The organism is Streptomyces sp. NPDC006430, from assembly GCF_040612395.1.
Classification (GTDB): domain Bacteria; phylum Actinomycetota; class Actinomycetes; order Streptomycetales; family Streptomycetaceae; genus Streptomyces.
In genome coordinates this window covers 1-12,842 of the sequence record NZ_JBEXQA010000049.1, presented here as the reverse complement: position 1 = coordinate 12,842, position 12,842 = coordinate 1, and the positions used below count along the sequence as shown (strand labels likewise).

Here is a 12,842-nt window from a genome sequence, read left to right as displayed (position 1 = left end):
TGGAATCGGGGCCTTGCCGGGGCGTCTACGCCTGCCCGTTGACGGGGTCGAAAGTCACCCGGAGAGTGAGATACGGGACTTCTCGCCCTGCCCGGTCCCGTCCGCTCGGCACACATCGGGGGCACGCATGCGCCGTACTCGTCGAGGATCCGTCCGCGCCGTGGACGTGCTGTTGTCGGGTGTCACCGCCGCGGGATGGTCGCTGGTCGCGATGGCGGGGGTCGCGGCGCTGGGACTCCGTCTGTTGGGCGCCGACGCCTGGGGGTACTCCCGGACCGGGTCCGGGGGAAGCTCGCTCGGGGCGATGACGGCGGCCGTGATGGCCCTCGCGATGGGCGGCACGGTGACCGCGTCGGGCGACGTGTCGGTCCTCGGGGTCACCGGGCCGGGCGCCCGGGGCACGCTGGACCTCGTACCCCTGGGGGTCGGGTTGGCCGGGGCACTGGTGCTGGGGCGGGTCTTCCTGCGCTCGGTCCGCGCCGGGACACCCCCCGCAGAACTCGTAGCGCGGGCCGGCACGGTGGCGGCGCTGCTCGTCGCTGCGGCGGGCGCGCTGGCCCGGGCCGGGCACGAGGTGGTCACTGTGGAGGGTCCGCGGCTGCCCAGGACTCCGCCGAAGGTGGAGGTCCCCGGGATCGGGGACATCGGCGGGCTGCTGCCGGACCGCATCGGAGATCTGATCGACACCAGGGCCCGGGTGGGCTTCACGGTCGAGCTCGGGCCGACGCTGCTGGGCGCGGGGCTCTGGGCGCTGACCGTACTCGTGGTGGCGCTGGTGGTTTCGCGTCACGGGCCGGCGGCGTTCGCTCCGCTGCGGCCCGCGGTGTCGGCGCTGGTGGCGGCGCTGCTGGCGGCGGTGGCGGCCGGTCTGGCCGGGGCGGTGGGGGCGGCGCTGGGCGAGGACCACCCCGGGCGGGTCCTGGGCGCCGCACTGCTGGGGGCGCCGAACGGCGCCTGGACGGGCCTGCTGCTTGGACTGTTCGTGCCGTTCGACGGGCGGGTCACGGGCCCGCCGGGCCGGCTGCTGCCGGCACCGCTCGACGCCCTGCTGGGGGCGTCGGCCCCCGAACCGGTGACGGTGGCCCGGCTCGCCGAGTACGACGGGCGGGCCTGGCTGCTCGTCGCGGGGGCCGGCCTGCTGCTGCTCGGCGCCGGCGTGCTGGCCGCCGTACGGACTCCCGGGCGCGGGATCAGGGAGTGTGCGGGGCGGCTGTCGGCCGTGACGGCGATGACGCTGGCGGTGCTGGTGTGGCTGACGGAGCTGTCGGCCGGGGGTGTCGCCCCCACGGTGCTCGGCATGGACGCGGTGGGCGCCGGGGTGGAACTGCGGGGCGACGTTCCGTACGCACTGCTGCTCGGGGCGGCCTGGGGTGCGGTGGCGGGCGGTGCGGGGGCCCTGCTGACCCGGCGCCGCCGCCCAGCTCCGCCGGGAGCCGGGTGGGGCGCCGCCGCGGGAGCCGGGTGGCCCGGCAGCCCGCCGGTCCGGTGGCCCGCGCCGGACCAGGATGCACGGGGGGACCGGGGCCCGGGCCCGCAGGGGGACCCGGACGTCTCCTGGGACGTGACGATGACGGCCCGGACCTTCGGGGCCCGGGGTCCGTCGGGAGGGGAGGAGGACGTGACGGTGACGGGTCGCCCGCCCCACCCCGTACGGCCGCCCCGGCCTGCCCGGCCACCCCGTCGGCCGCCGTTCACACCGCCCCCTCCGCCGCCCCCTCCCCCGCCACCATCGCCGCCCGCGTCCCCGTCCTGAGCTCCGTGTCTCCGCGCCGCCCGGACCTACCCGGACCCGGTTGGCCGGCGCCCGGGTGGACGGAGGGAGTCGCATGCGTGAAGAATCGATCCCGCAGGTTGGGACGGGGGTCCATCCCCGCTGACGGGGAAGATACGGTGAGGGCACCATGAGCGCTTCGCAGACCTCCGACGTCCCCACCCTCCTCGTCAAGATCTTCGGCAAGGACCGTCCCGGGATCACCGCCGGGCTGTTCGACACCCTTGCCGCCTACTCGGTCGACGTCGTCGACATCGAGCAGGTCGTCACCCGTGGCCGCATAGTGCTGTGCGCCCTCGTCACCAAGCCCGCCGACGGAGCCGAGGGCGAGCTGCGGGCCACCGTCCACAGCTGGGCCGAGTCGCTCAAGATGCAGGCCGAGATCCTCTCCGGTACCGGTGACAACCGTCCGCGCGGCAGCGGCCGTTCCCACGTCACCGTGCTCGGACACCCGCTCACCGCCCGGTCCACGGCAGCCATCGCCTCCCGCATCACCGCGACCGGCGGCAACATCGACCGCATCTTCCGGCTCGCCAAGTACCCCGTGACGGCCGTCGAGTTCGCCGTCTCCGGATGCGAGACCGAGCCGCTGCGCACCGCCCTGGCCACCGCCGCCTCGCACATCGGCGTCGACGTGGCCGTGGTGTCGGCCGGCCTACACCGCCGGGCCCAGCGCCTGGTCGTCATGGACGTGGACTCGACGCTGATCCAGGACGAGGTCATCGAGCTGTTCGCCGCGCACGCCGGCTGTGAGGCCGAGGTCGCCGAGGTGACCGAGCGGGCCATGCGCGGAGAGCTGGACTTCGAGCAGTCGCTGCACGCCCGCGTGTCGCTGCTGGCCGGGCTGGACGCCTCCGTCGTGGACAAGGTCCGCTCCGAGGTGCGGCTCACGCCGGGCGCCCGGACCCTGATCCGCACCCTGAAGCAGCTCGGCTACCAGGTCGGGGTGGTCTCCGGAGGGTTCACCCAGGTGACGGACGATCTCCAGGACCGGCTGGGGCTGGACTTCGCCTCGGCCAACACCCTCGAAATCGTCGACGGGAAACTGACCGGCCGGGTCACCGGCGAGATCGTGGACCGGGCGGGCAAGGCCAGGCTGCTGCGACGCTTCGCCGCGGAGGCCGGCGTACCGCTGTCCCAGACGGTGGCCATCGGAGACGGTGCCAACGACCTGGACATGCTGAACGCGGCCGGGCTGGGCGTGGCCTTCAACGCCAAGCCGGTGGTCCGCGAGGCCGCCCACACGGCGGTGAACGTGCCGTTCCTGGACGCGGTGCTGTACCTCCTCGGGATCACCCGCGAAGAGGTCGAGGCCGCCGGCCTGACCTGAGCGACCCCACCAACGCAGTCGGGCCCCGGCGGATCGACCGCGCCGGGGCCCGTCGGCGTACGTGCTCGACCGCGCTCGGTGGCCTCAGTCGCGCTCAGTGCTCCTGGGGGGTCCAGTAGTCCAGCAGCGTGCCCACCCCGTGCTCCACGGACTTCCAGGAGCCCGTGAAGGAGACGATGGCGAGGGCGCCGGTCGGGAACCCCGTACGGCTCATCCGGGTCAGGGTGTCGCCCTGCGCGCTGCCGGCGAGCGCGTCGGCCAGTGCGTGCATCCCCGGGTTGTGGCCGATGACGAGGAGGTCCGTGACCTCGTCGGACGTCTCGTTCAGCAGGGCGATGAGCTCGCCCGGCGAGGCGTCGTAGAGCCGCTCCTCGTACACGGTTCTCGGCCGGTGCGGCAGCTCCTGGACGGCGAGCTTCCAGGTCTCGCGGGTGCGGACGGCGGTCGAGCAGAGGGCCAGGTCGAAGGTGATGCCGGTCTCGGCCAGTTTCAGACCGGCGGCCGGTGCGTCGTGGCGGCCTCGCTCCGCCAGCGGACGGTCGTGGTCGGACACCTCTGGCCAGTCGGCCTTGGCGTGCCGGAGGAGGACGATCCTGCGGGGTGTGTCGGCGCTCATGGCTCCCAGCTTCGCACGGATCGAGCCACCGGGCGCAGGGTGTTGAGGGGATCGGCCGCGGCTGCGGGGCGGCTCCTGGCGCACTCCGGGACGAGGCGCACTCTGGGAACGGCGGCGCGCCGGGGCGGGGCCCGCGCGGCCCGCCGCGGGTCAGCCGACGACGTGCAGGAGCTGTTCGGTGACCTGGAGCAGCGGCGAGCCCTCGCCGGAGGCGGCCTGGGCCTCTCCGGAGCCGGCGAGGAGGAGCAGCAGGAGGCCGAAGGCGAGCGCGGGCAGGGCCAGCGCCCACCAGTGCAGCCGGGCGTTCGCGCCGTGGACTCGGGGGCCGGGAGTGTGCGTGGGGGCCGACATGGCCGCCTCCGTGGGGTGCGGGTGGGACTGGCTCGCTCTCTTCGAATCTATGGATCCGAAGGTGCGGCTCCCATCCGGGGCACACCCCAGTCGACCCTGAACCTGGCCCCCTAGGGGTTGGTGGGGGTAGCCCCACCAACCCTCGGTCGCCGGGCGCGTGTCAGGGCGAGGCGATGGTCGCGATGACGGCGATGATCACGGTCACGGCGAGCATCGCGCCGAGCACGATGCCGAGCTTCCTGTGGCCGTTCTGGGGGTTCGGTTCGAGTACGGGCGACATGCTCCTCAGTCTCGCATGCCGCATTCGTCCTCGATCGTGCGGTCCCGCCCGGCCAGGACGCCCAGCGCGATCTGCGGGACCAGCAGGGCGGACATGAGCGTGAGGGGGAGGTCCCAGCCGCTGCTGTGCTGGTAGAGGGCGCCGATGAGGAGCGGTCCGGGGATGGAGATGAGGTAGCCGACGCTCTGGGCGAAGGCGGAGAGCTTGACGACGCCGGCCGGCGACTTGGCGCGCAGCCCGATCATCGTGATGACGAGGGGGAAGGCGCAGTTGGAGATGCCGAGCAGGAGCGCCCAGGCCCAGGCTCCGGCGGCGGGGGCGAGGTGGAGGCCGGTGTAGCCGACGAGGCCGAAGGCGCCCAGGATGGCGGCGATGGGGCCCTGGTTCTTCGTCCGACCGGCCAGGTTGGGTATGACGAAGGCGAGCGGGACGCCCATGACCATGGTGACCGCGAGCAGCACGCCGGCGGTGCCGGCGGAGACGCCTGCGTCGCGGAAGATCTGCGGGAGCCAGCCCATGGTGATGTACGCACCGGTGGCCTGCAGGCCGAAGTAGCACGCGAGGGCCCAGGCGGTGCGGCTGCGGACGATCTTCGGCCCCGGGTCCGCCCGTACCGCCCGTACCGCCCGGGCCGGCGAGCCGGGTGATGGCGGGGCGGCGGCGCGGACCTCGCGGCGCGCCGCCGCGGCGACGGGCAGCCAGGGCGGTACGGCGGCCACCGCGAGCCCGGCCCAGATCAGCAGGCCGGTGCGCCAACTGCCGCCGAGGGCGGCGGTCATCGGGACGGTCGCGGCGGCGGCGAGCGAGGTGCCGACGGCCAGGGCCATGGAGTACAGGCCGGTCATGGTGCCCACGCGGTCCGGGAACCAGCGCTTGACGATGACCGGGAGCAGCACGTTGGTCAGGGCTATGCCCGCCAGGGACAGGGCGCTCGCGGCGAGGAAGCCGGCGGCGCCCCGCGTGAAGGGGCGGATGAGCAGACCGGCCGGTTGTCCACCTTCGGAGAGGATCCCGCCCGCATGCCGCTGACCTCGCCCCGGCGTTCCGCGTTGGTCGATCAGGTGATCACCCAACTCAGGAACCAGATCACGTCCGGCGAATGGCCGGTCGGCGCCCGCATCCCCACGGAGCCGGACCTGGTGGAACTGCTCGGCGTCGCCCGCACCACCGTCCGCGAAGCCGTCCGGGCCCTCGCGCACAACGGGCTCCTGGACATCCGCCAGGGCTCGGGTACGTACGTCATCGCGACGAGCGAGCTGGCCGGGGTGATGCACCGTCGTTTCGCGGACGCCGACCCCCGGCCACATCGCGGAGCTGCGCTCGATGCTGGAGTCCTCGGCGGCCCGGCTGGCGGCGCAGCGGCGTACCGAACGGGACGTGGCGCAGCTGGACGCACTGTTGGGGCGACGCGAGGAGGCCTGGGCGAGCGGGGACGCAGAGCTGTTCGTGGCGGCGGACGTGGCCCTGCACATGGCGGTGGTGGCGACCTCGCACAACGAGGTGCTCATCGAGCTGTACGCGGACCTCGGTGACCTGGTGGCGGACTGGCTGCGCGCGGACGTCGGCACGGACCTCGATCCTGCGTCACACCTGGACCAGGCCCGGCTGGTCGAGGCGATCCGGCGCGGGGACGGGGACACGGCCGCTTCGGAGGCGGCCGGCTATCCCTTCGCCTGCTTCGGACGGAGGTAGCGCGGGCGGAGCGCGGGCGGACGGAGATCCCGCGCCGGCGCACTCGGGCGCGGCCGACGACGGACCGGGCTCCGCCTCGCGCGGACCGGCGGCCTCACGGCCGCTGGTGGCTGACCCAGGCCGAGCGGACTTCCTTCCAACAGCGGCCGGCCAGTGCGACACGGCCGGCCGGCCCCACCGTCACGGCGGCACCGTCCCCGTCGATGTCCCACCAGCGGTCGCACTCCACGTGCAGGCGGACCCGATCGGTCTCCGGATAGCTGTTGAGGCAGTACGCCGTGACTTGGGAGCCGTCGATCACGGTGTCGCAGTCGGCGCCGTACGGCTCCGGGGCGGTGGGCGACTCGGTGCGTACGGAGGGAGGTTCGACGGGGATCTCGGCGAGGTCCACGACGGCGGGCTCCGCCTCGGATCCCGATGCCGGGTCGCCCCCCTCGGGCTGCGCGAACGCTCCCGGGACCAGGAATCCCGTCAGGACCACTGAGGTGACCAGCAGCGATACTGCTCGGCTCCGCGTCGCGCGCACTCCCGTACCTCCTCCCCGCAGGAGCCGGGAAGATCCCGACTCGGCCAGTTTGCAGGCATCGGCCCCTGTTTACGACTCGGGAAGATGCAGTCGGAGGGCGAACATTCGATCGAGAACGTGTCTCCGGTCCCGGCCCGCACCGGCACGTACGGCGGCGGCCGCGCCTCCCAGGAGGGAGACGCGGCCGCCGCCGTACGGACGTATCACGCCCTGATCAGGCACCCATCGCGTGCAGGCCGCCGTCCACGTGGACGATCTCGCCGGTGGTCTTCGGGAACCAGTCCGACAGCAGGGCGACGACGCCCCGGCCCGCCGGCTCCGGGTCGCTCATGTCCCACTCCAGCATGGAACGGGAGTTCCAGACGTCCGCCAGCTCCGAGAAGCCCGGGATGGACTTGGCGGCCATCGACCCGATCGGACCGGCCGAGACCAGGTTGCAGCGGATGTTCTCCTTGCCCAGGTCACGGGCGAGGTAGCGGCTGGTGGCCTCCAGCGCGGCCTTGGCCGGGCCCATCCAGTCGTACTGCGGCCAGGCGTACTGTGCGTCGAAGGTGAGGCCGACGACGGCCGCGCCCTCCGCCGGGAACAGCGGCTTGCAGGCCATGGTCAGCGACTTCAGCGAGAACGCCGAGACGTGCATGGCGGTCGCGACCGACTCGAACGGGGTGTTCAGGAAGTTGCCGCCGAGGGCGTCCTGCGGGGCGAAGCCGATGGAGTGCACGACGCCGTCGAGGCCACCGAGCTCGTCACGGACGAGCTGCTCCAGGCGGGCCAGGTGCTCGTCGTTGGTGACGTCGAGTTCGATCACCTTGACCGGCTTCGGCAGCTTCTTGGCGATGCGCTCGGTCAGCGTCGGGCGCGGGAACGCGGTGAGGATGACCTCGGCGCCCTGCTCCTGGGCCAGCTTGGCGGTGTGGAAGGCGATGGACGACTCCATCAGCACCCCGGTGATGAGGATGCGCTTGCCGTCGAGAATTCCGCTCATGGTGATCAGTGACCCATGCCCAATCCGCCGTCAACGGGAATGACGGCTCCTGTGATGTACGCGGCGTCGTCGGACGCCAAGAAGCTCACGGCTGCCGCGATCTCCTCGGGCTGCGCATAGCGGCCCAGGGGCACCTGGCCCACGATGCCCGCACGCTGCTCGTCGGTGAGCACCTTCGTCATGTCGGTGTCCACGAAGCCGGGCGCCACCACGTTGAAGGTGATGTTGCGCGACCCCAGCTCACGGGCGAGCGAACGGGCGAAGCCGACCAGCGCCGCCTTGGAGGCAGCGTAGTTGGCCTGGCCCGGCGAGCCCATGAGCCCGACGACCGAGGAGATCAGGACGACGCGGCCCTTCTTGGCCCGGAGCATGCCACGGTTCGCGCGCTTGACCACCCGGAACGTGCCGGTGAGGTTGGTGTCGACGACCGAGGCGAAGTCCTCCTCGGACATGCGCATCAGCAGCGTGTCCTTGGTGATGCCGGCATTGGCCACCAGCACCTCGACCGCGCCGTGCGCGTCCTCGATCTCCTTGTAGGCCTGCTCCACCTGCTCGGAGTCGGTGATGTCGCAGCGGACCGCCAGGACGCCGAGCGCGGTGAGCTCCTGCGGCGGCTCACCCGACCGGTACGTGATCGCGACCTTGTCGCCGGCCTGCGCGAAGGCTCGGGCGATGGCGAGGCCGATGCCCCGGTTTCCTCCGGTGACGAGAACCGAGCGGCTCAACGGATCACCCTTTCGACTAGCGGTCTGAGTACCAAAAATCTATAGGTCCCGTCCCGCTTGCGGAGAATCGATCTCCCACAGGGCCTTGCGACGGGCTCTGTCGAGTCCCTACAGAAAGATGTAGGCACAAGCGCCCCGAGCGCGACATGATCGAGGCGACCGGCCCCGACTCCGGGAGGACTTCCGTGCCCCATTCCATCGACGCGGCCTTCACCGCGCTGCCCCTGCGGGCGCTCGCCGACGCGGCGCTCGCCCGGGCCCGCGCGCTGGGCTGCGACCATGCCGACTTCCGGCTTGAGCGGATCCGCAACGCCTCCTGGCGGCTGCGGGACGCCAAGCCGTCCGGCGGCTCCGACACCACCGACCTCGGGTACGCGGTCCGCGTGGTGCACGGGGGCAGCTGGGGCTTCGCCTCCGGCGTGGACCTGACCATGGACGGCGCCGCCAAGGTGGCCTCGCAGGCCGTGGCCATGGCGAAGCTGTCGGCCCAGGTCATCACGGCCGCCGGTTCGGACGAGCGGGTCGAGCTCGCCGACGAGCCGGTGCACACCGACAAGACGTGGATCTCCGCCTACGACGTGAACCCGTTCGAGGTGCCGGACGCGGAGAAGGCGGCCCTGCTCGCCGACTGGAGCTCCCGGCTGTTGGCCGCCGACGGGGTCGCGCACGTGGACGCCTCCCTGCTCGCCGTGCACGAGAACAAGTTCTACGCCGACACCGCGGGCACCATGACCACGCAGCAGCGGGTGCGGATCCACCCGCAGCTCACCGCGGTCGCCGTGAACGCCACCACCGGCGAGTTCGACTCCATGCGCACCATCGCCCCTCCGGCCGGGCGCGGTTGGGAGTACCTGACCGGCACCGGCTGGGACTGGGACAGCGAGCTGGAGCAGATCCCCGGCCTGCTCGCCGAGAAGATGCGGGCGCCGAGCGTCGAGGCCGGGCGTTACGACCTGGTCGTGGACCCGTCCAACCTGTGGCTCACCATCCACGAGTCCATCGGCCACGCCACCGAGCTCGACCGCGCACTGGGCTACGAGGCGGCGTACGCGGGGACCTCCTTCGCGACCTTCGACCAGCTGGGCAAGCTCAAGTACGGCTCCTCGATCATGAACGTGACCGGTGACCGCACCGCCGAGCACGGGCTCGCCACCGTCGGTTTCGACGACGAGGGCGTCCAGGCCCAGAGCTGGGACCTGGTCAAGGAGGGCACCCTGGTCGGATACCAGCTGGACCGGCGGATCGCGAAGCTGACCGGCCTCGGACGCTCCAACGGCTGTGCCTACGCCGACTCCCCCGGGCACGTGCCCGTCCAGCGGATGGCGAACGTCTCGCTCCAGCCGGACCCGGGCGGGCTGTCCACCGAGGACCTGATCGGCGGAGTCGAGCGCGGCATCTATGTCGTCGGTGACCGCTCCTGGTCGATCGACATGCAGCGCTACAACTTCCAGTTCACCGGACAGCGCTTCTTCCGCATCGAGAACGGCAAGCTGGCCGGACAGCTGCGCGATGTCGCCTACCAGGCCACGACCACCGATTTCTGGGGCTCGATGGAGAAGGTCGGCGGCCCCCAGACGTATGTGCTGGGCGGCGCCTTCAACTGCGGCAAGGCCCAGCCGGGCCAGGTCGCGGCCGTCTCGCACGGCTGCCCCTCCGCGCTGTTCCGCGACGTGAACATCCTGAACACCACGCAGGAGGCCGGCCGATGAGCCGTACGAAGCCCCACGAGATCGTCGAACGGGCCCTGGAACTGTCCACCGCCGACGGCTGTGTCGTCATCGCCGACGAGGAGTCGACGGCCAACCTGCGCTGGGCGGGCAACGCACTCACCACGAACGGCGTCACCCGTGGTCGGACCCTGACGGTCATCGCCACGGTCGACGGCAAGGAGGGTACGGCCTCGGGGGTCGTGTCACGTGCCGCCGTGACCGCCGAGGACCTGGAACCGCTGGTCCGGGCCGCAGAGGCCGCGGCGCGGAGCGCCGGCCCGGCGGAGGACGCGCAGCCGCTGGTCACCGGAACCCCTTCCTCGCCCGACTTCACCGACGCCCCGGCCGAGACCTCCTCGGTCGTCTTCGCGGACTTCGCTCCGGCCCTCGGCGAGGCCTTCGCCCGGGCCCGGGCGGGCGGGCGCGAGCTGTACGGCTTCGCCAACCACGAGCTGGTCTCCACGTACGTCGGCACCTCGACCGGACTGCGGCTGCGCCACGACCAGCCGAACGGCACCCTGGAGCTCAACGCCAAGTCCCCCGACCGGCAGCGCTCGGCCTGGGCCGGCCGCTCGACCCGGGACTTCAAGGACGTGGACCCGACCGTGCTCGACGCGGAGCTGGCGGTCCGCCTGGGCTGGGCGGAGCGGAAGATCGACCTGCCCGCCGGGCGGTACGAGACCCTGCTTCCGCCGACCGCGGTGGCCGACCTGCTGATCTACCAGATGTGGTCCGCGGCGGCCCGGGACGCGGTGGAGGGCCGAACGGTCTTCTCCAAGCCCGGCGGCGGCACGCGGCTCGGCGAGAAGCTGTCCGAGCTGCCGCTGACCCTGCGCAGCGACCCGAACGCGCCGGGCCTGGAGTCCGCGCCGTTCGTCATCGCGCACAGCTCGGGCGACGACGCCTCGGTGTTCGACAACGGTCTGCCGGTCCCGGCGACCGAGTGGATCCGGGAGGGCGAGCTGGCCCGGCTGATCACGACCCGGCACAGCGCGGGCCTGACCGGGCTGCCGGTCTCCCCCGGCTTCGGAAACCTGATCCTGGACGGCGGCGGCGACAGGTCGCTGGAGGAGATGGTGGCCGACACCGAGCGGGGTCTGCTGCTGACCTGCCTCTGGTACATCCGCGAGGTCGACCCGTCGATGCTGCTGCTCACGGGCCTCACCCGGGACGGCGTCTACCTGGTGGAGAACGGCCAGGTCGTCGGCGAGGTGAACAACTTCCGGTTCAACGAGTCGCCGGTGGACCTGCTGTCGCGGGCTTCGGAGGCGGGCCGGACCGAGAAGACCCTGCCGCGCGAGTGGAGCGACTGGTTCACCCGGGCCGCGATGCCCGCGCTGCGGATCCCGGACTTCAACATGAGCTCGGTCAGCAAGGGCGTCTGAGGCCGCTCCCTTCCCCGCCTAGACTGACGGGGAAACCCCTCAGCATTCTGTTTCATCTCGTTCAAGGAGAGTCACGACCGTGACGGACATCGTCGACGAACTGAAGTGGCGCGGGCTCTTCGCCCAGTCCACCGACGAAGAAGCGCTGCGCAAGGCGTTCGCGGACGGTCCTGTCACGTTCTATTGCGGTTTCGACCCGACGGCGGCCTCGCTCCACGTGGGGCACCTGGTCCAGGTGCTCACCGTACGGCGGCTGCAGCAGGCCGGGCACCGGCCGCTCGCACTGGTCGGCGGGGCCACGGGCCAGATCGGTGACCCGCGCCCCACGGCCGAGCGCACCCTGAACGATCCGGAGACCGTCGCGAACTGGGTGACGCGCCTGCGCACCCAGATCGAGCCGTTCCTGTCCTTCGAGGGCGAGAACGCGGCGGTCATGGTCAACAACCTGGACTGGACGGCGGGCCTGTCCGCCATCGAGTTCCTCCGGGACATCGGCAAGCACTTCCGCGTCAACAAGATGCTGACGAAGGACTCGGTCGCCAAGCGGCTGGAGTCCGACCAGGGCATCAGCTACACCGAGTTCAGCTACCAGCTGCTCCAGGGCATGGACTTCCTGGAGCTGTACCGGCGCTACGGCTGCACCCTCCAGCAGGGCGGCTCGGACCAGTGGGGCAACCTGACGGCCGGCCTCGACCTGATCCACCGCCTGGAGCCGCACGCGCAGGTGCACGCGCTGGCGACCCCGCTGATGGTCAAGGCGGACGGCACGAAGTTCGGCAAGTCCGAGAGCGGCGCCGTCTGGCTGGACCCGGAGATGACCACGCCGTACGCGTTCTACCAGTTCTGGCTGAACGTGGACGACCGGGACATCTCGACCTACATGCGGATCCTGTCCTTCAAGTCCCGCGCGGAGCTGGAGGAGCTGGAACAGCAGACCGCCGAACGGCCGCAGGCGCGGGCCGCGCAGCGGGCGTTGGCGGAGGAGCTGACCACGCTGGTGCACGGCGCCGACCAGTGCGCCGCCGTGATCGCCGCGTCGAAGGCACTGTTCGGCCAGGGCGAGCTGGCGGACCTGGACGAGGCCACGCTGGCCGCGGCCCTGTCCGAGCTGCCGCACGCCAAGGTCGCCGAGCTGGGCCCGGTGGTGGACCTGCTCGCGGAGACCGGGCTGGTGGCGAGCAAGTCGGCCGGACGCCGGACCGTGAAGGAGGGCGGCGCCTACGTGAACAACGTGAAGGTCACTGCCGAGGACGCCGTCGCCGCCAAGGAGGACCTGCTGCACGGGCGGTGGCTGGTGCTGCGCCGCGGCAAGAAGAACCTCGCGGCCGTCGAGGTCGCGGGCGCCTGACGCGCCGGGCGCACATCCCGAGCACGGCGGAGGGGCCGGGGCGGCACCCAGAGCGAGCACCCGCCCCCCACCCTGCCACCCCGCGGCGCCGCCGCCGGCTGGAGGGACAGCGGAGCGCTGGCGA

General features: G+C 72.2%; 12 protein-coding genes and 1 pseudogene. 6 read left to right on the top strand and 7 right to left on the bottom strand.

What is annotated here, in order from left to right; all coding sequences use genetic code 11:
- Positions 1 to 160: 160 nt before the first annotated feature.
- Both ABZZ20_RS34495 and serB read left to right on the top strand, forming a co-directional pair.
- Positions 161 to 1,753 carry a streptophobe family protein gene (locus ABZZ20_RS34495; RefSeq protein ID WP_356876561.1) on the top strand — a complete coding sequence of 531 codons (1,593 nt, stop codon included), beginning with the start codon at positions 161 to 163 and terminating at the stop codon, positions 1,751 to 1,753.
- 148 nt (positions 1,754 to 1,901) lie between these two features.
- Entirely contained in the window at positions 1,902 to 3,101 is a 1,200-nt protein-coding gene (serB, locus tag ABZZ20_RS34490) for a phosphoserine phosphatase SerB (protein WP_356876559.1), read from the top strand.
- 94 nt (positions 3,102 to 3,195) lie between these two features.
- Here serB and ABZZ20_RS34485 read toward each other — a convergent pair whose 3' ends face one another.
- The 4 genes from ABZZ20_RS34485 to ABZZ20_RS34470 all read right to left on the bottom strand — a co-directional run bounded on the left by ABZZ20_RS34485 (position 3,196) and on the right by ABZZ20_RS34470 (position 5,547).
- The gene (locus tag ABZZ20_RS34485; RefSeq protein WP_356876557.1) at positions 3,196 to 3,717 is read right to left on the bottom strand and encodes a histidine phosphatase family protein; all 522 of its coding nucleotides are present in this window, start codon (positions 3,715 to 3,717) and stop codon (positions 3,196 to 3,198) included.
- Between the two features lie 150 nt (positions 3,718 to 3,867).
- Positions 3,868 to 4,068: a hypothetical protein gene (locus tag ABZZ20_RS34480; RefSeq protein ID WP_356876555.1), complete on the bottom strand. Its 201-nt coding sequence runs from the start codon at positions 4,066 to 4,068 to the stop codon at positions 3,868 to 3,870.
- 160 nt (positions 4,069 to 4,228) lie between these two features.
- The gene (locus ABZZ20_RS34475) at positions 4,229 to 4,348 is read right to left on the bottom strand and encodes an SGM_5486 family transporter-associated protein (RefSeq protein ID WP_356876553.1); all 120 of its coding nucleotides are present in this window, start codon (positions 4,346 to 4,348) and stop codon (positions 4,229 to 4,231) included.
- Positions 4,349 to 4,353: 5 nt separating this feature from the next.
- On the bottom strand, positions 4,354 to 5,547 hold the full coding sequence (locus tag ABZZ20_RS34470; protein ID WP_356876551.1) for an MFS transporter: 1,194 nt from the start codon (positions 5,545 to 5,547) through the stop codon (positions 4,354 to 4,356).
- Here ABZZ20_RS34470 and ABZZ20_RS34465 point away from each other — a divergent pair.
- Positions 5,434 to 6,040 (top strand): annotated as a pseudogene (locus ABZZ20_RS34465) (FCD domain-containing protein). The gene ABZZ20_RS34470 and the pseudogene ABZZ20_RS34465 overlap by 114 nt on opposite strands.
- A gap of 94 nt (positions 6,041 to 6,134) precedes the next feature.
- Here ABZZ20_RS34465 and ABZZ20_RS34460 read toward each other — a convergent pair.
- The 3 genes from ABZZ20_RS34460 to fabG all read right to left on the bottom strand — a co-directional run bounded on the left by ABZZ20_RS34460 (position 6,135) and on the right by fabG (position 8,276).
- Positions 6,135 to 6,566 carry a hypothetical protein gene (locus ABZZ20_RS34460; protein ID WP_356876549.1) on the bottom strand — a complete coding sequence of 144 codons (432 nt, stop codon included), beginning with the start codon at positions 6,564 to 6,566 and terminating at the stop codon, positions 6,135 to 6,137.
- A 214-nt stretch (positions 6,567 to 6,780) separates the two neighbouring features.
- Positions 6,781 to 7,551 (bottom strand): enoyl-ACP reductase FabI, encoded by a 771-nt coding sequence (fabI, locus tag ABZZ20_RS34455; protein ID WP_356876547.1) that lies wholly within the window; start codon positions 7,549 to 7,551, stop codon positions 6,781 to 6,783.
- Positions 7,552 to 7,556: 5 nt separating this feature from the next.
- Entirely contained in the window at positions 7,557 to 8,276 is a 720-nt protein-coding gene (gene fabG / locus ABZZ20_RS34450) for a 3-oxoacyl-[acyl-carrier-protein] reductase (protein WP_356876545.1), read from the bottom strand.
- A 185-nt stretch (positions 8,277 to 8,461) separates the two neighbouring features.
- Here fabG and ABZZ20_RS34445 point away from each other — a divergent pair, with 185 nt between their 5' ends.
- The 3 genes from ABZZ20_RS34445 (at position 8,462) to tyrS (ending at position 12,718) form a co-directional block, all read left to right on the top strand.
- On the top strand, positions 8,462 to 9,985 hold the full coding sequence (locus ABZZ20_RS34445; RefSeq protein ID WP_356876543.1) for a TldD/PmbA family protein: 1,524 nt from the start codon (positions 8,462 to 8,464) through the stop codon (positions 9,983 to 9,985).
- A complete protein-coding gene (locus ABZZ20_RS34440; protein WP_356876541.1) occupies positions 9,982 to 11,370 on the top strand; it encodes a metallopeptidase TldD-related protein in 1,389 nt (462 codons plus the stop codon). The genes ABZZ20_RS34445 and ABZZ20_RS34440 overlap by 4 nt, the downstream gene beginning before the upstream one ends.
- Before the next feature lie 79 nt (positions 11,371 to 11,449).
- Positions 11,450 to 12,718, top strand: coding sequence for a tyrosine--tRNA ligase (tyrS, locus tag ABZZ20_RS34435; RefSeq protein WP_356876539.1), 1,269 nt, complete (start codon positions 11,450 to 11,452; stop codon positions 12,716 to 12,718).
- The last annotated feature ends 124 nt before the right edge of the window (positions 12,719 to 12,842 follow it).